We start from the raw sequence: 22,466 nt of genomic DNA, 5'->3' as shown, positions 1-22,466 counted from the left end.
ACAATGCGGATCATGGCGTTAGCTCCTCTTGTTGAGTGAGGTTGTCCAAGTCTTCGGGCTTGTCGATGTCTTGGAAAAATGGGTGTTGGCCTGTTTCGACAAACTTCACCAAGTCAGGGTTCTGGCGTGTAAACATATAACACCCCGGGTTTCGTTTGTCGGCTAAAAGCCTAGGCATTAGCGCATGAGGCACCACGATGGGGTTGCCCCGATTTTCCCCGCAGATCGGTATGGTGATTTTGGCGGCGTTTTGTTGCGCCAAGAGCCATGACAGATGTTGCGGTGTTAATCGTGGTTGGTCTCCAAGCACGACCAAGGTGCTTTCCGCTTCGGGGGAGGCGTTTAACCCGCAGGCCACTGATATTTTTTGCCCTTTTGCGTAGTTTGGGTTGAACACGAATGTCACTGGCAGACCTGACAACGCGGCCTTGATCAAATCGCTTTGGTGCCCGGTCACGACTGTAACTGGCGCATCGCAGGTTGCGAGGGCGGTCATGACTGTCCGCCGGATCATTGGTGTTCCGTCAATTTCGATCAGCAGTTTGTTGGTGTCACCCATGCGGGTCGACATCCCTGCAGCCAAAACAATTGCGGCACATTTATACATCTGCGTCGCCTTCATCACGTTGGTTTTGCCGGCGAATTTGGGTGAGCTGGGCAAGGATAGAAAGCGCGATTTCGTCCGGCGTCACCGCATTGATCGACAGCCCGGCAGGTGCATGGATTTTAGCGACCGCCGTTTCAGCGATCCCTTCCTTGATGAGCCGATCTGACAGGGTGTCGAACTTTCGTTGGCTCCCAACGAACGCGATGAATTGCGCGTCGGCATTTAGCGCCGACTTAAGGGAGGTCAGATCATCCTTGCCCTGTGTTGCGACCACAATCATCCGGGTTTCACCGTCAGCAAGGGGGGCGGGTGCGTTTTCTGATGTGCCCTCAGCCACCGACCATTGAAATTGCGTTGCCAGTTTGGCCAGTGATTTGGCGACGGGAGAAACCCCGTAAATCAGCAGCTCGGGCATCGGGAGGATCAGCTCAATAAAGATGTCGACTGAGCCTTTGGATGGGCAGCCATTGACTGCGAATCGCACGCCGTCAACGTCGTCGCCCGGTGTGATGCCTTTCTCGTCCAGTAGGTCGCGCGGGTGCAGCGAAATCAGCTGCGGCGCGCGTTCGGTCATGGCGCGTTTGGTTGCCTTAGCAATTGCACCGCGCACGCAGCCTCCGCCAATCCAGCCGTGCAAAATCGCGCCGTCTGCGCCTAGCAGGGCCTTGGCGCCGGGTTTGGCGGCGGTGGCACCCATCGTGCGAATGACGGTTGCGATCGCAAAAGGTTCGCCCCGTGCACGCATGTCCTTGGCCATTTCGGCGATGTCGGCATCTGTTAGCTCGGCTGGTGTCATAGGCGTGTTAGCTCTCGTTCTAGATCGGCCAAATCGGCAAGGCGGTTGGCGGGGCGGAACAGATCAAGGTGAGGCATTGCCGCGACCATGCCGCGGGCGACAGGTTCGTAACCGTCCCACCCTTTTAATGGGTTCAGCCAGATGATTTTGCAGCCACGTTTTTTAAGTGTCGCAAGTGCCTCGCCAATTAATTCAGGGGTATCGGTGTCATAGCCATCGGAAAGGATCAGCACGACGGTCCGACCATCGACAAAACGTCGGGCGTAGGTGCGTGAGAACTGCATCAGTGACGCACCGATCTTGGACCCGCCGCCAAAGCCATCGGCAAGGACGGACAAGCGCCCCAATGCCCGGATCGCGTCTTTGTCACGCAATGCTTCGGCGATACGCACAAGTCGGGTGTGGAATAGATATGCATCACTTGTTGTGTCGGCGCGCATGAGGCCAGCGATGAATGCCAAAAAGACTTGGGCATAGGTGGTCATTGATCCCGACACATCACAGATCGTGACTATCTTCATTGGGCGGTCGGGACGGCGTTTCTTGAACAGCTGCAAGGGTTCGCCACCCGTTGACAGGCTTTGCCGTATCACCTTGCGATAATGTATCTGGTCGCCTTTGCGGGCTTGTTTGCGGCGGCGTGATCTGCGGTCGCGTAATGCAGCGCCCAAGCGTTCGGCGATCTTTTGTGCCTCTAGGATGTCCTCGGGTTGCACGAGATCGCGCAGGTCTTTCTTCATGGTCGCCTGTGCGATGCTGGCTATCAGTTTGCCTTCGCCATCGGCTTCGGCGGCACCGTCATCGCCGTCAGGCGTTGTTGGGGCACCGGCGCCGGTATCAGCGTCGGACCCCTTGGCGTTGCGTGAAGAGTGGACGTGGTCGGATGCGGGTGTTTGTGTCGGGATGGTCTTGTGGGCCACCCGACCACCGTTCATCCAAAACGCATCAAATAGGTCATCGAAACGTTCAACGTCTTCGGCGCATCCACAGCAAACAGCCCGCAGCGCATGGCGCGTTTCGTGTGGTGAGGGGGCGTGGACATGCGTGAGCGCGTGAAGGCCTAGCTCAGTCTCTCCAACGCCCAAACGCATCCCGTTGTCCCGTAGATGTGCGACGAAGCCGCTCATCCTTGCGGCAGGGCCCGGATCACGGGCCGCAAATTTGGTGACGCGGCTCATGCGGCTTTGCCTGCGAGGCGCTGCGCAACTTCGGTCGTGATATTGTCGCGGTCAGATTGGGTTTTTAGCAATGTCGCAAGGCTGGCCTGTAGAACGACGGGATCATGCGTTAGGTCAGCGATGCCAAGCCCCATCAAGGCCGAGGCAAAATCCAACATTTCGGCAATGCCGGGTTTCTTTTCGAGGTCTTCTTTGCGCAGCGATTGCACAAAGCCGATGATCTGACCGGCGAGCGTTTCCTCGATCCCAGCGCAACGCGCGTTCAGGATTGCCAGTTCGGTTGCGCGGTCGGGATAGGCCACATGGGCATACAGACAGCGCCGGCGCAGCGCATCAGACAGATCGCGCGTCCCATTGGCCGTTAAGATAACGATAGGTCGCGTGACCGCATTGATCGTGCCAAGTTCTGGCACTGTTACCTGAAACTCTGAGAGTATTTCGAGCAAGTATGCTTCGAATTCTTCGTCTGCCCGGTCGACCTCATCTATCAACAGAACAGGTGATTTTTCCTGTCGGATCGCCTTGAGTAGAGGGCGTTCGAGAAGGAAGTCTTCGGAGAAGATACGTTCTTCGACCTCGCGCCCTGTTGCACCGTCCTCTGCGGCAGCGCGGATCGATAGCAATTGCCGTTGATAGTTCCATTCATAGATCGCCTGCGCGGCATCTAAGCCTTCGTAGCATTGTAGGCGGATCAACAGGGTGTCCTGAACCTGCGACAGCACACGTGCGACTTCGGTTTTGCCAACGCCAGCGGCGCCTTCCAGCAGCAAAGGGCGGCCCAAGGCAAGTGCCAGATGCACTGCCATAGCGAGATCATCGTCGGCAATATAGCCTTGATCCGCCATAGCGGTTTGCAACGTTTTCCAGTCCATGTCGAATTCCGATCCGTGCAGAGGGTGGCCTTTGGTGGCCACCCCGTTTTGCTTAGTCGTGCAGCCCAAGTTGGTTTGCAGCCTGCCAAATCCGCCAGTGGTCGTGCGGCATATTAGTGTGCCGCAGTCCAAAGGCGCGGAATGCATCCTGTACCGCATTCGAGAAACACGGCACGCCACCAACATGGGGGCTTTCGCCGACGCCCTTTGCCCCAATCGGGTGATGTGGGCTTGGGGTGACGGTATAGTCGGTTTCGTAGTTTGGTACTTCCCATGCAGTTGGCAAGAAGAAGTCCATCAGCGTCCCGGTCTTCACGTTCCCTAGCTTATCATACGCGATTTCTTGACCCAATGCGACGGCGAGGGCCTCGGTCAGGCCACCGTGTACTTGTCCTTCGATGATCATCGGGTTGATACGTGTACCGCAGTCATCCAGCGCATAGAAGCGGCGGATTTCTGGAACACCTGTATCAACGTCGATGTCCATCACGCAGACATAGGCCCCAAAGGGGTAGGTCATGTTGGGTGGATCATAATAGCTGACAGCTTCAAGACCTGGTTCAATCCCCGGAATGGCCTGATTATAGGCCGCATAGGCGATTTCTTTCATCGTCTTGAACTTTTCAGGGGCGCCTTTAACCACGAAGCGGTCGATGTCGAATTCAACATCGTCGTCATGGACCTCTAGCAAGTAGGCCGCAATCATCTGTGCCTTTGCACGGATTTTGCGCCCGGCCATTGCTGTCGCCGCACCAGCCACAGGGGTAGATCTGGAACCATAGGTGCCCAGCCCATAAGGCGCTGTATCGGTGTCGCCTTCTTCGATGGTGATACTATCGGCAGAGATGCCGATCTCGCTTGCTAGAATTTGCGCAAATGTGGTCGCGTGACCCTGACCTTGCGAAATTGTCCCAAGCCGTGCAATCGCGGACCCTGTTGGGTGGATACGGATTTCACAGCTGTCGAACATACCCATCCCAAGGATATCGCAGTTCTTGACCGGGCCTGCGCCCACGATCTCGGTAAAGAAGCTAAGGCCGACGCCCATTAGCTTGCGGGTTTCTCCACGTTTGAACGCCTCGACCCGCTCGGCCTGCTCTTTGCGCAAGCCATCATAATCGACAGTCTTGAGCGCCTTGTCCCAAGCGGTGTGGTAGTCACCGCTGTCATATTCCCAGCCAAGCGCGGCTGTGTAGGGGAACTGTTCTTTTTTGATAAAGTTGATACGGCGTAGTTCAGCGGCATCCATGTCCAGTTCAATCGCGAGCACTTCGATCATGCGTTCGATGAAATAGACGGCCTCTGTCACACGGAACGAACAGCGATATGAAACGCCGCCCGGTGCCTTGTTGGTGTAGACACCATCGACAGCCAGATAAGCGACCGGGATGTCATAGGATCCAGTACAGATGTTCATAAAGCCCGCAGGGAACTTTGTCGGGTCAGCACAGGCATCAAAGCCACCGTGATCGGCGGTGACATGACAGTGCAAGCCAGTGATCTTACCGTCCTTGGTCGCAGCGATCTTACCGGTCATCCAATAGTCCCGCGCAAATGCGGTGGACATCAGGTTTTCCATCCGGTCTTCGACCCATTTGACGGGCTTTCCGGTTACGATTGATGCCACGATAGAGCAGACATAGCCGGGGTAGACCCCAACTTTGTTCCCAAAGCCGCCACCGATGTCAGGGGATACAACGCGGATGTTGTGTTCTTCGATGCCGGACAACAACGATGCCACGGTCCGCACCACGTGCGGTGCTTGGAAAGTGCCCCAAAGGGTTAGCTTACCGTTGACCTTGTCCATCGAAGCAACCGAGCCGCATGTCTCAAGCGGGCAGGGGTGCGTGCGGTGGTAGTACATGGTTTCTTCGGCCACGACCTCGGCATTGTCCAGAACCTGATTGGTGCCGGTTTCGTCACCTTGTTCCCATGTGAAGATATGGTTGTGGTGTTTGCGTGGGCCATGTGCGCCCTCTGTCTGGCCCGCTAGGTCTTCGCGCAAAACCACGTCGGATTTCAGCGCCTCGAACGGGTCAGTCAGAACAGGAAGTTCCTCGTATTCCACCTCGACCAATTCCACGGCGTCCGCCGCGACATAGCGATCAGAAGCGACAACAAAAGCCACCTCTTGTCCTTGGAACAGGACCTTGCCGTCAGCCAGTACCATCTGTTTGTCACCCGCAAGCGTGGGCATCCAGTGTAGGTTCAAAGGCGCAAGGTCTTCGGCGGTCAGAACGGCCACAACGCCGGGTAGGGCCATTGCCGCATCTTTGTTGATCGAAACAACCCTTGCGTGGGCATAAGGCGACCGTACAAAGTCACCGTGGAGCATGCCGGGCAGTTTGATGTCATCGACATAGTTGCCCTTGCCTTGGGTGAACCGTGCATCCTCGACGCGTTTGCGCGAGCAACCCATGCCTTTCAGATTGGCGGAGCGTTCTTCGCGATCTGGTGTCAAATCGTTCATTGCGCGGCCTCCTTCGCAGTGTTGATCTCACTTGCGGCGGCCAGAATGGATTTCACGATGTTCTGGTAGCCAGTGCAGCGGCAGATGTTGCCAGCCATGCCAAAGCGGACTTCTTCCTCGGTTGGGTTTGGATTTTCCTCTAGCAGTTTAGTCGCGCGGGTGATCATGCCGGGCGTGCAGAAACCGCACTGTAACCCGTGATGTTCACGAAAGCATTCCTGAAGGACGTGCAGCGCATCAGGTTCACCGATGCCCTCGATTGTAGTGATCTCTGCGCCATTGGCTTGAGCCACGAACATAGTGCAAGATTTCACGGACTTACCGTTCAGCGTAACCGTGCAGGCCCCGCAGTGGGACGTGTCACAGCCAACGTGTGGGCCCGTGATATCAAGTTTTTCGCGCAGCGCGTAAATCAGCAGCTCGCGTGGTTCAGCAAGAAACTCTTTGTCCTCGCCGTTCACTTTCAGTTTGATGTGCATTTTGTCAGTCATGGTTCCCCCCTCAGGCCCGCGACCACGCGCGTTCGATGGCGCGCGTAAGAATGATACCAGCAACGTGGCGTTTGAAGGCGACAGGCCCGCGGTTGTCTTCGGCAGGATCAATGTCTCCTAGCATCGCAGCGACCGCGGACTTTACCGCAGCTGCGTCGCACGCGGTGCCGACCAGCGCGTCGCAAGCGGCCTCTGACCATACTGGAACATCGCTGAGGTTTGTCATCGCGATAGATGCGGATTTGACTGAGCCACCGACTTTTACGATCTGAACAGCAGCAGCGGCAGTGGCGTAGTCACCAATTTTGCGTTTTTGCTTTTCATAGGCATAGCCGCCTTGCGGGGTGTCCATGCTGACCGAAACCAGCACTTCGTCGTCTTCGCGGTCGGTCATATAGGCCGCTTCGTAATAGTCGCGCGCGGCAACCGTGCGTTCGCCTTCTGGGCCAATAAGGTGAATTTGCGCATCAAGACATTGCATCAGGCCGGGCATGTCGTTGCCCGGATCACCATTGGCCACGTTCCCCCCAACCGTGCCCATGTAACGTACCTGTGGATCTGCAATCTGAAGTGCCGCTTCGCGCAGGATTGGCGCAGCAGCGGTCAATCCATCGTGATTGATCAGATCGTGCTGTGTCACCATCGCCCCAATCGTGATCCGGCCTTGATCGACCGAAATGTCGCTAAGTCCGTCGATGTCCTGAAGGTCGATAAGATGGGGAACTTCCGCCATCCTTAGTTTCATCATTGGGATCAGGCTGTGCCCGCCCGCCATTACACGCGCGTCATCGCCGTGTTCCTGTAGTAGGGCTATCACTTCGTCCATTCCCTTTGGACGATAGTAATCGAATGCCGCTGGTATCATGCTGGTCCTCCCCGCCATGAATTAATCTAGCTGGGGGAATGGTTGTATGCGGCCGCATACGCCGCACGTGTTTTTCCTTTAAATAAGCGTATTTTTGCACGAAATGCGAAAGAGGCTACACGAAATCCGCCTGACTATACGCCGAGCACCTCACGCACCTTCTGCAATTGAGAGCGGCTGACGGGAACCTTGGCAAGATTGGCGAGCTCAAAATGACAGACCCCGTTATCTTTGAGTCGTTCAAAACCTTTCACATATGCTGGGTTTATTAAGTAGCTACGATGGGTCTTGATAAAGGGCCCGGTTTTCAATCTTTGTTCAGCTTCGGTGATCGACCAAACGCAAAACAGCTTGCCGGTTTCGGTGTAGAGATGTGTGTAATGACCTTCGGCCCGAATGGCGGCGACAGTCTTTATGTCAATGAACAGCGTACGCCCGTCTTGTTCATATGGAATTTGCTTAGTGATGATCGGTGTCGCTGCTGTCGGTTCTACTGACGGTTTGTCGGCAGGCGCGGTGACATCAGGCTGGGCAGGGGTCAAGAACGTGACGCCAGTCAGCAAAAACGCACCGCATAGGACAAAGCTGCTAAGCACGACACCAACCGCGAGCACTTCGTTACTAACCAATGGGCCGACTTCGCGCAGGGTTTCAACCGCAACAAAGGACGTTCCCCAGATTGCGATGAAATGCACGGCGAACACCGCAAAGCCAAACACCAAAGTTCCTAGCACGATATTGCGTTGGGTGCGCTTTCCATACGCGATCGAAAAGGCCGCGATGTTCAATGCACATGACGACACGACAGCCAGCGCAAGACCGAGCGGTGTGTACAGCGCCCGACACAATTCCATCGCGGACATGCCAAGGTAGTGCATCGCCAAAACGCCAATGCCAACAATCGTCCCTGCCAGCACCAACGTAGCCCGCGTTCGCTTCCAAAAATGCAGAATGAGCAAGGCAGTCCCAGCCACGAGAATTGCAACAAGCGCGGAACTAAGCGTGACCGCAGCATCGTAATAAAACAGAATTGGCAGTTGCAGGCCCAGCATGGCGACAAAATGCATCGACCATATGCCACCACCCAGTGCGATAGCGGCGAGGACAATCAGTACCTTTCGCTGGGCAATACTGCGTTCGGACAGTCCCTTGGTTAACGAAAAACCAGTAAAGCCCGACATCATCGCTACAAGCAACGACGCGGCAACCAGCGCTGGGCTATGGGAAAAGTCGAGGGTCTGCATTGATCTCAACTAACGCATATTAACATAATCCCGCAAGCTTTGCGTCGAGCCATTGGCCACTAGGTTGGGTGAGTTCAGTTTTGATTTCAGCAGCATTGCGACTTTGTATGGCGCCAAACTGGCCGTTGTCATGTTGACGCTAGGTGTTGCCGGCCCGCATTACGCCGTTAGGGAAGTGCTCGTCTAGATGTCAAATGCGAATACCGTCGCCGAAGGGTGCAAGGTCTGATGTGCTTAGACTTCGTCTGGTAAGGTGCAAGGAATTTGGCACATCATATGGTCTCTATTGCGGATTGTTTATGCCGGTCACACCCAGCCCAAGCTATAGCGATCTAGCTGAAGACCCAACTAATTTCGAACGTCGATGTTGTGTAAAATACACCAAAACTCAGCACTAACTGCATATCGGTGCGCTTGATTTAACATCAACCTCTGGCATCAATTGTCAATTGATGCTTTTAGGGAAGACGCTGCTCGGGTCGACACAAAGTCTCAAAGTGTCAGACGATGAAAACCCTTTGGTTCGAGCTAAGTCAGCGCATATATCTTCGTCCCAGACTCCGTAAAAGCCGCCCACTGAAGTTTGATAGCTTTTCGCGTACGGGATCACGGCGCGACCTGAAATCAGAATGCCGCCAAGGAGCACTAGCAAGCTGAGGGTTAATACGCGTCCATTGTTCAAATATGTTGTGCCAAAACGTGCCATTAGGCCGGGAAAGCTAAGCAAGCAGAGCACAATGATCAAAGGCCATAAATCCGTACGATAACGAAAAGCTACGGTTGGGAAGCTAAGCATCAACACCGCAGCCAAGCCAACCGCCGTCAAGAGGGGGAGGGACGTCAGCCCGCCCGCTATGCGGGGACGCCCAAGGCAAAGGCCGAGGAGCATTAGAATGATCCAACTGGGCCATATGAAAAGCATTCCAAAACGAGGTGCTTCCACTTTCCCAAATCCAGAGATATCTTGTGTCACCGTGCGGTGCAGCGATGAAACCCAATCGCTAATAGCAGGGTAATCGAACACGTATATCAATAGATTTGGTACAATGCGCCATGGATGGAAGGTTCCATGATCTAAGAAAGCTTCCGCTGTATCGCCATTGGCATAGTTAGGATCCCAAAATGCTGCTCCGTACTGAATAGTGTTTGTCTCGGTCGTTGCTCCTACGTGCCCATGAGCCTCGATCATTGAACCAAAACGGGCAGCATTAATGTACATGAAAGCTGCGCCGAACGCAGAGAGAATTAACAGGCATGTAATTATTGATGGAATTGGCCATCTTGGCGTCCGAAACGTAGACAGCAAAATTAGTATAACAACACCTGTATAAAGACCGATGGCCATGTGCGGACGCGAATGCAGTAGAACGCCTGCAAGTAAAGAGGCTGGGATTAACGCTCTGTGAAGCGGCATGTTGAATAGTGTGCATTGCAATAGAAGATATACGGCAATGGCCATTGCTGCATAAGCGATACTTATTGGTTCATGGTATAGCACCAAATTTGCACTTAAAAACAGCCCCGGGCTACAAAGCCATATTACTAGCGCAACGACAGTTCCCCAGATAATGCAGGAGTGTATTGACGAAGGGCGAGCGTATTTTTGCATCACCTTATACGCTGACATGTGGTAAAAGCCCGTACCAATCACCGCCCACAGCCAGATTGACAAAGCCGCAGTGGGAAACTGTTCAAGAGACACAAATGGGTAAAGTAGGGCGCGTGTCAGAAGCGGAGCTAAACCATGATATAATACGCCCGTCCCATCCGCAGCATAATGACCTTCATAACGCAACATGCGCATCGGAAGGTCAAAATGCCCCTCAAGCAGTCTGTAAAAATATGCGTTATAAATATCAGAGCCATAATAGGCGTGCTCAGGTGGAAATAGTACGCCGAACGCGAGTAAGGCGTAGAGGCAGGCACCAGCTATCGCGCACAGGCACGCACTTAACGCAGAAAAATCTCTCTTCATGTACACTCATTCCGAACAGTAGTTGAATTGGAGCGGGCGTCGAGCGTTTCGATATATGAGATTTCGGTAGCCATTTATTAGTCTCTCACGCGCTTTTGATGGCTATGCGCGAAGCTGTCTGTTTGTCGCAATGATATCACCTAGTAGTGCGAGTATCTCAGTAGTGTAGCCCGCCCATTGCAGGGCGCAGCCGAATATGAATGATCCTACTTTGGCCTCTCTGGCGATCCATCGTCAATAGTTTGTGTTTCGGTGAAGGAAGCATGTGGGATCTTGCTTTGGATTTAATTGAGAACCTGAGTGGTTGTCTTTCTAAGCTCAGGCAGGAACTAAAATAACTGAGTTCATCGGCTATTCCTTTGGTGCGCGTGCCAGCGTAAACGCAAATACCGTTCCGAGTGCGGAGTGTAGGCCCATAAATGGCCATACAGATCAATTTCGTCGTCTGGCATTTTTAACTCTTTTCGGTGTTTCGCTATTAAGTGAGCTAGGTCGCGTCCAACTGCCAGACTTTGACCTGAGCCCCTAAAGCTCCCCCAAATTTGGGTAGAGCCTGCCCAACAAAAAGGACGGACAAATGAAGGCGAAGAAAAGGCTTTGATACTCACTGCCTGTTTGGCCGCTAGATGATTTGCGTTAGTGCCGATTCTTGTTGGCTTGGCGGGCTCGTCGTAAGCGTGATCCGTCGAACTATGTGTTGTAAGGGAAAATTCGCGCTAAACGGGTGTACTGTCTCGGGGTATTGGACTTGGAGACCTATCCTAAAGTATATGATTGATGGTTCTCTTCTCTAGATATTAAGCCGGAAAATTTTACATTCACAACGTGAAATCTGTAATGATTTTTTTCAGGGTTGTTGTTATTACTTTAATTACAATAGTTTAAGATTTTTTTACCAAAAAATAAAAGATATATCCGATATAATTTATCGGAAATCCGTGACGTAATCTTGACACTATTGCCCTAAATTTGCCGTTTGCCAACTGAACAAGTTACTGCGATCACTCATCTTAAGGGTGAGGCTCTTGGTTGTTTTGTATTGTTTGTAAGAGCAGTTTTTCGCCTTGGGAGGTCGCTGGTTTCGCTTTCGGATCGCGTGTGTTGCGGTTCGAAAAAAGGACTGAAACGCGCCTCCAATTGTTGACGAGTTCCTGAGTGGCTTTGCCGCTCTTGAGGTAAAGAGAGCGTGCTTATGTTGAGCGGTGGTGTGGTTAACAAGAATGGGTGTTTTAGGCACATTGGCAGTCTACCATTGGCCTCCCAAAACGTCGGTCAAGCAGGGCGGCTATCCATGTCGATAGGGACCTGCGGTCGTGACCGTTCTAATGTTTACACCCTTCCTTCACCCCAGGGGCGCATTGCGCTGCCCTTGGGGCACAAAGCGTGCAGGCACGACCGCGCGATCCCCAGGCCGGTTAAATGCAGACCTCCGATTACCCCCTCGCGCAGCAATAACCAGTTTTCAATTTCTATGTTTCTGAACGAGTGCCCATCATGACCCAGCAAGTAAACGCTTCCAAGTCCGCTCACATTGTTCGCTCAGTTGCTCGTTTGACACGATCCGCCGCAATGGCGGTTTTTGTGTTTGTGGCATTAACGCTACTTTCGATTGCGGTGCCGGCTTCATCGTCCAGTTAGTTGAGCGCGTTGAGCTCCGCTGTTCAGGCACAGAACCTGATCACGAACCCCGGTTTTGAAAATAACCCGCCAGGTGCTGGCGGGAATAATATTGACCATAGGATTGCTCCTTGGATACTCGGGCCGGGAGATACCCCGAATGTTGTTAAGGTCGATGGTGATGTGACTATCTTTTAAGGCTCTGGGGGACCTGCGTACGATGCAGCGGCTCCAAGTGCGGGGACGCAGCAACACTACCTCGATATCCTAGGAACGAATGAGTTTTATCAGGCATTTACGGTGCCAACGTGTTCAAACACCGCGTTGACTACGACTGCGCAATACACACTTAGCGGTTTTTTCTCAACGCGTGATAATCTGTCAGGTAGTGGTAATATTGCTTTGCTAGAGGGGGATGGTTTAGCAGGCCCGGTCGTCCCAGGTACTGAGCTTTCAGTGACGCTGCCAGCCGGCACTACAAACACACTTCCGCTGTGGTCGAACGTCAGCGCAACTGTTCCTTTGAATTTGGGGCAGACCTACTCCTATCGAGGGGCGATGGGGGATAATCTCAACTTTGATGAGGCGTCACTTACGCTTGATGACATTTCATGTCCTGAGCTCTCTTTGAACAAGACAACGACTTCTACGCCAACGCAGGCAGGCGACATATTAGACTATTCGTTCGAGGTGACGAATACGAGTCCTACAAATATTGCGATATGGGGTGCAGTACAGCCCGAGTAGCCTGCTGACCTACACAGGCACCATTGAAACTGGACGCATCGTTGATGAAACAAATGGCGACTTTGATCGCAATGCGCTGTCATTTGGTGTCGTTTACAAAGACGCCGAACGGCTAAGTGCACGTGCAAGGTTGGAATACCGCAACGAACGTGGCGTGGATGGCGCAACTAACCGGGATTCAGATACTTGGCTCGTGGCCGCTGGCGCCCGCTATAAAATCGATGAAAAGCAGCACTTGCTGGTCGAGTTTGACGCACTTTATACCGACACCAGCCTCACTAATTTGCCAGACGCCGAATATGTCGAAGCGACTGTTGGCTATTCCTATCGCCCTGTCGAAAGCGACGCCCTGAATGTGCTCGCCTCATATACATATCTCTATGATATGGCCGGGCAGACGATCAATGGAACAACGGAAACAGGCCCACGCCAGCGCGCGCATATCCTAAACTTGAACGCAAACTATGACCTTTCGACAGAATGGACATTGGGCGCAAAAATCGGTGGCCGGATATCTGAACAAGCCGCAATCGGCGAAGACTTCGTCGGAAATGACGCGCTGCTTGGTGCACTGAACGTCCGCTACCACGTCACCCACAACTGGGATGTGCTCGTCGAAGGGCGGGCCTTGCACGCAGAAGACATCGGAACGACAGAATACAGCGCACTCGCCGCAGTCTACCGCCATGTCGGAGATAACTTCAAAGTTGGTGTAGGCTACAACACAGGCCGCTTCTCAGACGACCTGCGTGATGTGACCTACGACGACAAAGGCGTCTTTATCAACTTCGTCGCTAAGTTCTAAATATCTGTGATGGGCGTTGCCACTTGCGATGCCTGTCCCAGACAAACCAAAGGCCGGCGAAGTCTTAATCAGTCCGCACACCTTGCTGTCTGATGATCACTTGCACTGCGGAAATATCGACTTCGTCGAAACCGCAGTCACACTTGACTGACCATGCTGCCGCGACACCAGCACCTTGCCCCGCGACGGCACAGCACGCCATGTTTCGTGTTGCAGCATGTGCAATGCGGTCACCGCCGATTGCGCGGCCCGCAACGATTAGGTTCTTTACGCGTTTCGGCAGCATCGACCGATATGGTATCTGCATGTAGCGGCCCGTTGTCGGAATGATCAGAACGCCATACCCATCGATGAACTCGGGATAAATGCCGATGCTATCCTCAAAACGCCCCTCGAAACGAACGTCGCTTTCAGTCACGTTGTAGGCCGCGTCAATCTTGCGCGTATCGCGGATGCCAATGGACATTCCGAAATTGCGCAGGCGCATGCCATCGCACCCCGGCGTGTAATGCCGCAACGCGTCAATTGCGAGCATGGCTTGCTTGCGTCCCTCAATCTCGAACCGTGTCATGCTGTCGGGATCGGTCCCATCGCAACCTGCAAGATGGATGAGGTTCATATAGGTCATTTCACCGCTGTCGTGCACCGCACCCCAGGTCCCACCGATCGTATTAAGATGCGTTGGGATGACGCCATCTTTGATCGCTTGGGCAAAGGGCTTGGCGAGGAACGGAGAGAACATGTCGTCAGATTTACCGTCGGATTCGACCTGCCATTCGCCAGTCGACCAATCTTTGTAGGTCTGCGGATCGGCTTTGACCCCAGCCATGAATGAAGCTTTATCGACCCCGGCGACATGGAACATGACGCTCGCCGCCTGCATTTCTTCGACAGGCGTTTTGATCGTCGGTGCGCCTGCACGCTGCGCGATGTCGGCATCTCCTGTGGCATCGATCACGCGTTTGGCAAGGATGGCCTCGCGACCGGACTTTGATTCAACAATGACGCCAGTGATCGTGTCGCCATCCATGATCGGAGCAACAAATTGACGGTGCAACATCGGATGAATACCAGCTTCTTCGACAAGCCGATCGGCAACCAGCTTAAAGCCTTCGCTATCTAACTCGTAGCTCAGTGACTGGCTTTCTGGAACAGCGGCACCCATCTCCTTGGCGCGCTCTTCGAACTCGCGGCCGATACCGCCTGCTTCGATAGTCGCCTCGTGCCGGTACCACGCAAACCCCTCGACCCCGACAACCGTGATATTACCGCCAAAGCAACCAAACCGTTCAAGTAATGTAACATCGACACCGCAACGCGCCGCAGCCAACGCCGCAGCAAGGCCACCCGGGCCAGAACCAACAACCAATACATCGGTTTGGTGAATAACGGGCGTTGTGCGGGCAGGTTCTGTGATTGTTGATTGGGGCAAATGTCGACCTCGAAAGATTTTGCTTTAATTCACGCTATCATCGCAATCGCAAGGTGAATAGATACAGCCCGCGCGCAAGGATTAGTTTGCGCAGCAGTACCAAAATGGCAATGTGGGTATTCGGCGCTTATCGAATTCCAATAATCGAATGTGTTTTGACTTAGATCAATTCATATCGCTCAGTCGCCCAGTAATCTCCCAATATCAAGGGTCGATATGACCAAGGTATGTGGGGGCGAGTTTTAGAGAGCGAATAGACTGTAGGCGTAAAGCCTTAAGAAAAAATCATACCACTTAGTAATATTTCGCATTGCGGGCGTCCGATAGGACGGGCTGGCAGTTTGTATGTTTGGTTGTCATCGTTTTCCTAAAATCTTCCTTCCCCCAATGCAGAAATCGTAACTGGAAGGAACTGAAGGATGGCTACCCCGATTAACCCCGAAAATGTAATGGACTTCGATCAGCCGCTGAACACTGATCCAACGTACACAGCGATGCATGTGTTTAGTACAGATGACATCACTGGCACATTTGATGGCCTGACACAGGGCGATGTCACTGACGGCCCATCCATTATCGATTTCACGGCTGATCCAAAAGTCACGCAAGACGGCGTGAACCTTTACCCAATAAACAGCGAATTTGGTTTTGAGGTCACTGACTTTGATGGCGCGACCGAGAAGTCGTTTGATGACGGGCTGTACGAGGAAGGCTGGGCCGGCGATCTTGTTATCGGCGGAGAGCATGTCGGTCTTGTTATTTCCGATGCACCGACGGACACGTTCAAGACACCAGCGGTTTTAGGTACGTGGCTTGCTGGCCTAGGCGGCAATACCGTCAAAGCATCAACTGAGCATTATGTCGTGATGCAGAACGTGCTGTCTGACCAGCACTTCCCAGATGATCCTGACGCGGTTTACGCATTGGATGACAATTTGATCATGATCGGTGGCGAATATGATGGCGAAGCTGTTGCGGATCTTTTGGCTGGAAACGTTGACGGCGTCACGATCGAAGACGTGAACCTAGACGGTGTCGTTGATATCAAGGATATCCTGCAGCCGAACGAAAGCTCGATCCAGTATGATATCGCGGCGAGCACCGATTACTCGGTCACGATGAAAGACGATGGTAAACTACTTTATCGCTGGGGCAACACGATCAAACGCCCTAACGATGTCCGGGTCGAGGCCGAAATTCCGTTGCCAGACGAGTGGAATGAGCTTGATGTCTACAGCTCGCTAAAGCCGCTCTACAAGGTCACTCAGGCAGAGCTGGTCGTGCACCACACGATTACCAATAACCCGAACGATCAGGTGCGTCCTGAGGATTTCGAGAACGAGTCTGCAATCGGTACTTTGCCGACCTACGAAATCGACGCAGATGGTCGCTGGGTAACGACAGATGACTATTATGCAGGCGACGGTACGCTGTATCCTGCTGGAACAGTGCTGAAGGATCCTGCGCTGGCCATTTCCGATACGGCAACGCTTGCGCAAATTGGTGCGGCCTCCGAGGATCTTCTCGAAGGCTATACTAACGCTTGGTACACCACGATGAACCGCGAACCGTTTGAGCCTGTCTTGAACGCTGACGGCACCGAATACATCGTTGGCCCACGCTGGCGTTTGCAGCCTGACAAATACGGTCAGGACCTTCCAAGCGTTGTGATCCCGCTTGACCCAAGTGCGACTGCAAATCCGACTAAGGATCAGGTCAAATACGAAGTCGGCGCTGAAACGCAGACCGTTCTGAATTTGCTGGACTGGGAAACCGATATTTCGCCGCTTTCTATCAGCGCAGGATGGCAGAACAACTCTGGCACCGTGTCGGCCAATGGTCTGAACATGACCGAGAACTTTGATGTCGCGCTCTATATCAAAGGCGACGTAAAGCCAGCCACAATCTATAGTGCAGAGCTTGTTTTGGACTACGAAGAAATCGAAATGTTCGCCGATGGTGCGTCCATTTCGGGTACGGACAACGACGACTTCCTTGTCGGGATCGCAAACAACACCTTTACCGGTGGGGCAGGGTCGGATCTGTTCGTGGTGTCATATGGCACAACGATCACTGACGAAATTACCGCAAGCGTCATCACTGATTTTGAAGTCGGGGTCGATAAAATTGGCCTGATTGGTTTCGATGCACTCGCTGGTTTTGACATCGATAGCGTCGAAGACCGTTCTTTGATTGGCCAGACTGTTTCAGGTGATGACCTCGTAATCTCTATCGATGGCGAACAGGTGGTAACACTAACGGGTACCGCCGCGGCACTTGATATGGGTGACACTTTTGATCCCGGTGAAGGGCTAAGCATCCTTGATAGCTTCTTGATCACAAACCCAAGTCCAGGTGTTGAAGGTGGAGAAGAACCTGAGATCAACATAATCGATGGCACAGCTGCATCCGAAACGTTGGTTGGCACAGCTGGTGACGATTACATCTCTGGCCTTGCAGGCAATGATTACATCTACGCGCTTGTTGGTGATGACACCCTAGATGGCGGCGCAGGCCTTGACCGTCTTTATGGTGGGGCAGGCGAGGATGTCTTTGTCTTCGCAGAAGGAACCACATTGGACATCGTCTATGACTTCGAGAACGACATAGACCAGATCGCACTTATCGGACTGACCGAAGACGAATTCGGCGACGTGACCATCTCTGCCTACGGTTCAACAGGAACAATGCTGCTGGTCGGGGATGACCGCATGATCCTGCGTGGCACAGCTGTCGACGAAATTACCATTGATGACTTCATCTTCGACGAGCCAGCAATGCTCGCTTAATCCGAAAATGAATGAAAATTAGGAATAGGAACTCAAAATGACTATTGCACGTAAAATCGCAGGCTCATTAGCCCTGATCGGAGCCCTCACAGCCTGCGGCAGCAACGGGAGTGATGATACTCCCCCGCCTACAACTGGCGGCCCCGTCACCTACACCAACTTTGCTGATATCAGCGCTGACGCAGATGCTCTCAGCAGCACCTATGTGGAAGATGATGGCACGTTACTTGCAACACGTACACTTGAAGCCGAGCTGCCCACAACGGGTGCCGTTGAATACAACGGATTTGTCACCGGAGATGTGGGTGGTAGTAGTCTGGTTGGGCAAATCGCTCTGACCGCAGATTTCGATAGCGACGCGATTAGCGGTACAGCGTCGAATTTCATCCATGAAACTGCAGGTGACTACACTGGTACACTTGATGCCACGGGAGCCGTCTCTGCGACCGCACCAGTTGGGGTGCCTCAGTTTTCAGCCACACTTGAAGGAGACCTGTCGAACGCTGGAACTATTCACGCAACCACAATCGCGCTCGAAGGAGACTTCTTGGGAAGCGATTATGGTGCAATTGGTGGAGAGGCTCTTGGTCTCGTCGGAGCGGACTTCATGTCAGGCAACTTTGCTGCGGAACAATAGGATTTATGTAGGGGCAGTTGGCTGCTTAGGCTTCCTGCCCCTTGTATTTGTTTCGTGCGCAAAAAATCGCGTCAGTTGATTTGTGTCAAACGGCAAGCGCTAGTCAACGGTACCGTGACAGGCAATTGACTTAGAATATCAACTGATGAGTTGTCGTTGCGAAGATGCTTTATCACCCAATTTTCGGGCCGCACCGTGCTTCTCGCCAACAAAGGGAACGTAACATGTTCAAGAATATTTCACTTATTGGAGCCGCCGGAACCGTAGCACTTCTGGCAGCATGCGCACCAGCACCAGCGCCTACCCCAATATCTGTCGAACCAACATTCAACAAATATGGTGTTCCATCATGCCGTCCAGCGGATATGCCAGTCGGCGGTATCTACACCGCTGATCTACCGCTATGCGCTGTCATTACGAACGGAACTACAATCGTTGATACAGATGACACTGATATCATAGATTCCGATGATGACGGCATCCCAGATGACATTGATGATGATACGCCTGATGACACAACGGGCGGAAACCAAAACCAAAACCAGAACCAAAATACGAACCAAAACCAAGGCGGCTGAAGCAACTCTTGATTAGTAAGCTAAAGTACGTTGGTTTGAAGTGGTCGCTATACGCTAAAGCTGGCGTAGGGAGTATGCTGTCGTTGACGACGATTGGGGTTCGATGCAACTTCAAATCGTAGCGATGCTGTTGACTGCTGGCACCGCTGTTTCGTCTTTGATACTGCAATTGTTCTGGGCAGCCGCTCGGATGATAGAATGGTAGCTGAGCGACCGTACGAGTAGAAGTTATAAGCCATCGCTAGGCAAACGATTAAAAAGTGCGATTGCTTAGCGACACATAGTCCATTGTATGAACGCTTCATAACTTCCACCTCAGGCACTCATAATTAGGCGAACTGGAAGTCGTCGCTCGCGAGTGTTGTGTTTTCGATCAGAGTTTCATTAGCACCATAGGCGATCAATGTACCTGCGCCGACTTCAGTGATTTCAAGATCGCTTAAGTCAACTTACTGGTGACTAAACACAATCAAATCTGTGCCACTCTCAAAGTCTTTAACGATATCTTGACTGTCATTTACACTAAAGATGAACTGGTCTGCTCCAGAACCTCCCACAGGCGTGTCGTTTCCGATACCACCTGTGATTACGTCGTTTCCTCCATCGCCATAGCAGGTGTTGTTGCCACCACCACCATTGATGGTGTCATTTCCGTTACCAGCGTGGGCGGTGTCTTTCCCTTGGCAGTCGTTCTGTTCATTGTCGGTAAAGATGCGGCCGCCGCCGCCAGCATAGACATGAATTTGTTTAATAGCCCGGTGCAATACCGGCCAAAATGTCGTTGTCGTCTCAGCCATTTAAGTTTTTTCGATTACAGTTTTTTTTAACCGATGTTATTACCTTATTCTAATTGTTTTCAGTAGATTGATTGCCCCCTTGCGGGGAGAGACAATAAAGATATTAACTATTAATGTCATAATAGGAATGTATGAACGTGATCGGGGTCAAGCACGTACGCCTGAGCTGATCTTCAGGGTGGCCTATTTGCAGAGACTTCAACCTAATTGGTTGCGTCTTGTACGACAGCTAGCAACTTCAGAAAGTAGCCCGATGGGGCGTTCGGTTCCTAAATCTGATGCAAATACAAAAAAATCTTTCGCTGTGCCAGGCTAGGCATTTACCGCAGCCTCGCATGGGGCAATCGTTCCAAATGAAAATATGGCTTATGGCCGAGACCTAATCGCCACTCCTGTTGATGTTAACTGACTAACGGCCATATGCTCCCTAACCGGAAGGTCCTCTTGTCTTGGTAGCAGCGTCTTAGCCGTCCCTGAAATTTTTTGGGTTACGACGGAACCTTTATTCACTTTGGTGCGTTAAGGACTAATTGTGGTTACCAAAGTCAGCAGGCAGGTGCGTGAGATTATGATGAATGTACTAAGGGGTGTTCGGTCGGCGTTGGACCAGCTGGGCATTCGTTTCGCCGTTGTGCTGGCTGTCGCGCTGTTGCCGTTAGCGATTGTGTCGGTGCTTCGGTCGCAAAGCGTGATCAGTGAGGCGCGCTTGCAGTCGGAAGCGGCTTTGGATGGGGAAACGCTTCGTGTGGTTTCGCGTGAGCTGGCGCTTATTGAAGAGGCGAAAGGTGCGGCAATTGCGCTGGCAGAGGTGATGCCGTCGTTGATGGCAAACCCAGACACCTGCGTTGCATCGATGAAACGTATCGTGGATGCGCAACCGTTTTCCTTTGCTGGCTACTATGATCTGACGGGTTATGTGCCTTGCTCCAATGCGGATGAGCCTTTTAGTTTTGGTCTGACCGAAGATTTGAAAGCGCAGATCGCGGACCCGCGTACGACGGTGCTGGTGAACCGAAATGCGCCGGTTTCGGGGACATCAGTTCTTTATTCGACGTCACCTATGTACGACGTTGAAACGGGCGAATTGGTTGGCTTTGCCGCGGTGTCCGTGCCGCATCGCGCACTTACGCCTGCTTCTGAACGCTTTGCTAATGATGTTGCATTCTTGACCCTGAACTGGGACGGTCAAATCCTCACGTCGACTGTGCCGCTTGATGACGCGGATGATGTTCTTCCTGTTGATGGAAAGGTCGTTGAATACTTAGGTCGCGTGAAACCTTTTACGCGCGTTGATCGCACGGGTACTTTGCGTACCTATTCGGTTATTCCGATTTTGAATGGTCAGGTATACGCATTGGGAACCTGGCCAGAGGCAAGCATCAGCAACAACAATTTTTACCTGAGTAGCCCGGGATTGTTCCCGGCGTTGATGTGGTTGGCAAGCCTTGGGGTTGCTTGGTTTGCATCATCATTGCTGGTGACTGGTCACGTGCTACGATTACGAAACGCGATGCAAGACTTTGCAGAGGATCGTCGTCGGACCGATATTTCAAGCTTTCGTCATGCTCCGCAAGAGCTCCGAGAGGTGGCGCAAGCGCATATCGATATGACAGACCAATTGATGCGCGATGAGGCATTGTTGGAAGATACTGTACGGCAAAAAGATGCTTTGCTGCGCGAGGTACATCACCGCGTAAAGAACAACCTACAACTCATCGCGTCGATCATGAACATGCAGATGCGCGGGTCAAAGTCCCCCGAGGTGCACCAGCTGATGCGCGGGCTTCATGATCGGGTCATCAGTCTCGCGACTATTCACCGTGGGCTTTATCAGACGACGGGCCTTGCTGATGTGCGCGTTGATGAATTGCTGGCAGAAATTGTCCAGCAGGTCGTTCGTATCGGCGCGGCAGATCTTAAGGCCATTGATGTGAAAACCCAGTTTGATGAGCTGCACCTCAATCCAGATCAGGCAGTGCCGCTATCGCTTATGGTGACGGAAGCGCTGACCAATGCGCTTAAATACATCGGGTCCAAAGAAGGCGCGCAGCCAAAGCTGACTGTGGAACTGCGATCGCTTGATGGTGATATGGCCGAAATACGAGTGAAGAATACTTTGCCAACAATTGTCACCCCACCAGACGAAGTTGAATCGACTGGACTGGGTAGTCAGCTTCTCGAGGCGTTTTGCCAGCAATTGTATGGTGAGATGGAAAAAACGGACGATGGCGATTGGTTTACAGTCAGTGTTCGCTTTCCCGTCGAAGAGCTAACGGCAAGGCACAAAGAATAAAGAAGAAGGGCGGCACGATGAACGTGCCGCCCTTCTTCTTAGTGAGAATGTTAGCTGTCTCTTAGACTGGTGGACGGCCGCGTACTGCGCGCGCGACCATTGTCACGACAAACAGAACCAAGAAGACCAAGAACAGGATTTTCGCGATACCAGCAGATGCGCCAGCGATGCCGCCAAAACCAAGTGCTGCAGCGATAAGTGCAACAACTAGAAAGGTAAGTGCCCAAGTTAGCATTGTGTTTCTCCTTCGGGATAATTTCGTTTTGCCTTTGT

The 22,466-nt window shown here is 52.6% G+C and carries 17 protein-coding genes; 5 read left to right on the top strand and 12 right to left on the bottom strand.

The genetic code is table 11. From position 1 onward, the window contains the following. Positions 1–10: 10 nt before the first annotated feature. From ACHUEV_RS06950 to ACHUEV_RS06910, 9 genes are all read right to left on the bottom strand, one after another. Entirely contained in the window at positions 11–607 is a 597-nt protein-coding gene (locus ACHUEV_RS06950; RefSeq protein WP_394178341.1) for a nucleotidyltransferase family protein, read from the bottom strand. After that, positions 600–1,403, bottom strand: a complete 804-nt coding sequence (locus ACHUEV_RS06945; protein WP_394178339.1) for an XdhC family protein — start codon at positions 1,401–1,403, stop codon at positions 600–602. Before ACHUEV_RS06945 ends, ACHUEV_RS06950 begins: the two co-directional genes overlap by 8 nt. After that, complete coding sequence (locus ACHUEV_RS06940) at positions 1,400–2,581, bottom strand: vWA domain-containing protein (RefSeq protein WP_394178338.1); 1,182 nt, start codon at positions 2,579–2,581, stop codon at positions 1,400–1,402. Before ACHUEV_RS06940 ends, ACHUEV_RS06945 begins: the two co-directional genes overlap by 4 nt. Continuing rightward, the gene (locus ACHUEV_RS06935; RefSeq protein ID WP_394178337.1) at positions 2,578–3,453 is read right to left on the bottom strand and encodes an AAA family ATPase; all 876 of its coding nucleotides are present in this window, start codon (positions 3,451–3,453) and stop codon (positions 2,578–2,580) included. Before ACHUEV_RS06935 ends, ACHUEV_RS06940 begins: the two co-directional genes overlap by 4 nt. A 52-nt stretch (positions 3,454–3,505) precedes the next feature. Beyond that, on the bottom strand, positions 3,506–5,923 hold the full coding sequence (locus ACHUEV_RS06930; protein WP_106359346.1) for an aerobic carbon-monoxide dehydrogenase large subunit: 2,418 nt from the start codon (positions 5,921–5,923) through the stop codon (positions 3,506–3,508). Next, positions 5,920–6,414 carry a (2Fe-2S)-binding protein gene (locus ACHUEV_RS06925; RefSeq protein ID WP_394178336.1) on the bottom strand — a complete coding sequence of 165 codons (495 nt, stop codon included), beginning with the start codon at positions 6,412–6,414 and terminating at the stop codon, positions 5,920–5,922. Before ACHUEV_RS06925 ends, ACHUEV_RS06930 begins: the two co-directional genes overlap by 4 nt. Positions 6,415–6,424: 10 nt before the next feature. After that, positions 6,425–7,279 carry an FAD binding domain-containing protein gene (locus tag ACHUEV_RS06920; protein WP_394178335.1) on the bottom strand — a complete coding sequence of 285 codons (855 nt, stop codon included), beginning with the start codon at positions 7,277–7,279 and terminating at the stop codon, positions 6,425–6,427. A gap of 134 nt (positions 7,280–7,413) precedes the next feature. Continuing rightward, positions 7,414–8,523: an MHYT domain-containing protein gene (locus ACHUEV_RS06915; protein WP_394178334.1), complete on the bottom strand. Its 1,110-nt coding sequence runs from the start codon at positions 8,521–8,523 to the stop codon at positions 7,414–7,416. Positions 8,524–8,968: 445 nt separating this feature from the next. Further along, positions 8,969–10,498, bottom strand: a complete 1,530-nt coding sequence (locus ACHUEV_RS06910) for a hypothetical protein (protein ID WP_394178333.1) — start codon at positions 10,496–10,498, stop codon at positions 8,969–8,971. Between the two features lie 2,344 nt (positions 10,499–12,842). On the opposite strand from ACHUEV_RS06910, the gene ACHUEV_RS06905 reads away from it, so the two are divergent. Beyond that, a complete protein-coding gene (locus tag ACHUEV_RS06905; RefSeq protein WP_394178332.1) occupies positions 12,843–13,667 on the top strand; it encodes a hypothetical protein in 825 nt (274 codons plus the stop codon). A gap of 64 nt (positions 13,668–13,731) precedes the next feature. Here the strand turns inward: ACHUEV_RS06905 and ACHUEV_RS06900 are convergent, their stop codons facing one another. Next, entirely contained in the window at positions 13,732–15,099 is a 1,368-nt protein-coding gene (locus ACHUEV_RS06900; protein WP_394178331.1) for an FAD-dependent oxidoreductase, read from the bottom strand. A gap of 419 nt (positions 15,100–15,518) precedes the next feature. Between ACHUEV_RS06900 and ACHUEV_RS06895 the strand changes: the two genes are divergently transcribed. From ACHUEV_RS06895 to ACHUEV_RS06885, 3 genes are all read left to right on the top strand, one after another. After that, entirely contained in the window at positions 15,519–17,888 is a 2,370-nt protein-coding gene (locus tag ACHUEV_RS06895) for a calcium-binding protein (protein ID WP_394178330.1), read from the top strand. Between the two features lie 37 nt (positions 17,889–17,925). Then, positions 17,926–18,525: a hypothetical protein gene (locus tag ACHUEV_RS06890; RefSeq protein WP_394178329.1), complete on the top strand. Its 600-nt coding sequence runs from the start codon at positions 17,926–17,928 to the stop codon at positions 18,523–18,525. A gap of 224 nt (positions 18,526–18,749) precedes the next feature. Next, positions 18,750–19,103, top strand: a complete 354-nt coding sequence (locus tag ACHUEV_RS06885) for a hypothetical protein (RefSeq protein WP_394178328.1) — start codon at positions 18,750–18,752, stop codon at positions 19,101–19,103. A gap of 449 nt (positions 19,104–19,552) precedes the next feature. Here the strand turns inward: ACHUEV_RS06885 and ACHUEV_RS06880 are convergent, their stop codons facing one another. After that, a complete protein-coding gene (locus ACHUEV_RS06880) occupies positions 19,553–19,900 on the bottom strand; it encodes a calcium-binding protein (RefSeq protein ID WP_394178327.1) in 348 nt (115 codons plus the stop codon). 568 nt (positions 19,901–20,468) lie between these two features. Between ACHUEV_RS06880 and ACHUEV_RS06875 the strand changes: the two genes are divergently transcribed. Beyond that, a complete protein-coding gene (locus ACHUEV_RS06875) occupies positions 20,469–22,193 on the top strand; it encodes a sensor histidine kinase (protein ID WP_394178326.1) in 1,725 nt (574 codons plus the stop codon). A gap of 61 nt (positions 22,194–22,254) precedes the next feature. On the opposite strand, the gene ACHUEV_RS06870 is transcribed toward ACHUEV_RS06875, so the two are convergent. Beyond that, positions 22,255–22,428 carry a DUF1328 domain-containing protein gene (locus ACHUEV_RS06870; RefSeq protein ID WP_394178325.1) on the bottom strand — a complete coding sequence of 58 codons (174 nt, stop codon included), beginning with the start codon at positions 22,426–22,428 and terminating at the stop codon, positions 22,255–22,257. Between the last annotated feature and the right edge of the window lie 38 nt (positions 22,429–22,466).

The sequence above is a fragment of the Yoonia maritima genome, assembly GCF_043641945.1.
GTDB classification, from domain to species: domain Bacteria; phylum Pseudomonadota; class Alphaproteobacteria; order Rhodobacterales; family Rhodobacteraceae; genus Yoonia; species Yoonia maritima_B.
This window is presented reverse-complemented; position numbering and strand designations above follow the sequence as displayed.

Coding starts and splice junctions, on each gene's coding strand:
- ACHUEV_RS06880 (WP_394178327.1), bottom strand. CDS start 19,900: ATGGCTGAGACGACAACGACATTTTGGCCGGTATTGCACCGGGCTATT.
- ACHUEV_RS06940 (WP_394178338.1), bottom strand. CDS start 2,581: ATGAGCCGCGTCACCAAATTTGCGGCCCGTGATCCGGGCCCTGCCGCA.
- ACHUEV_RS06950 (WP_394178341.1), bottom strand. CDS start 607: ATGTATAAATGTGCCGCAATTGTTTTGGCTGCAGGGATGTCGACCCGC.
- ACHUEV_RS06895 (WP_394178330.1), top strand. CDS start 15,519: ATGGCTACCCCGATTAACCCCGAAAATGTAATGGACTTCGATCAGCCG.
- ACHUEV_RS06915 (WP_394178334.1), bottom strand. CDS start 8,523: ATGCAGACCCTCGACTTTTCCCATAGCCCAGCGCTGGTTGCCGCGTCG.
- ACHUEV_RS06925 (WP_394178336.1), bottom strand. CDS start 6,414: ATGACTGACAAAATGCACATCAAACTGAAAGTGAACGGCGAGGACAAA.
- ACHUEV_RS06945 (WP_394178339.1), bottom strand. CDS start 1,403: ATGACACCAGCCGAGCTAACAGATGCCGACATCGCCGAAATGGCCAAG.
- ACHUEV_RS06930 (WP_106359346.1), bottom strand. CDS start 5,923: ATGAACGATTTGACACCAGATCGCGAAGAACGCTCCGCCAATCTGAAA.
- ACHUEV_RS06890 (WP_394178329.1), top strand. CDS start 17,926: ATGACTATTGCACGTAAAATCGCAGGCTCATTAGCCCTGATCGGAGCC.
- ACHUEV_RS06910 (WP_394178333.1), bottom strand. CDS start 10,498: ATGAAGAGAGATTTTTCTGCGTTAAGTGCGTGCCTGTGCGCGATAGCT.
- ACHUEV_RS06885 (WP_394178328.1), top strand. CDS start 18,750: ATGTTCAAGAATATTTCACTTATTGGAGCCGCCGGAACCGTAGCACTT.
- ACHUEV_RS06920 (WP_394178335.1), bottom strand. CDS start 7,279: ATGATACCAGCGGCATTCGATTACTATCGTCCAAAGGGAATGGACGAA.
- ACHUEV_RS06870 (WP_394178325.1), bottom strand. CDS start 22,428: ATGCTAACTTGGGCACTTACCTTTCTAGTTGTTGCACTTATCGCTGCA.
- ACHUEV_RS06935 (WP_394178337.1), bottom strand. CDS start 3,453: ATGGACTGGAAAACGTTGCAAACCGCTATGGCGGATCAAGGCTATATT.
- ACHUEV_RS06875 (WP_394178326.1), top strand. CDS start 20,469: ATGATGAATGTACTAAGGGGTGTTCGGTCGGCGTTGGACCAGCTGGGC.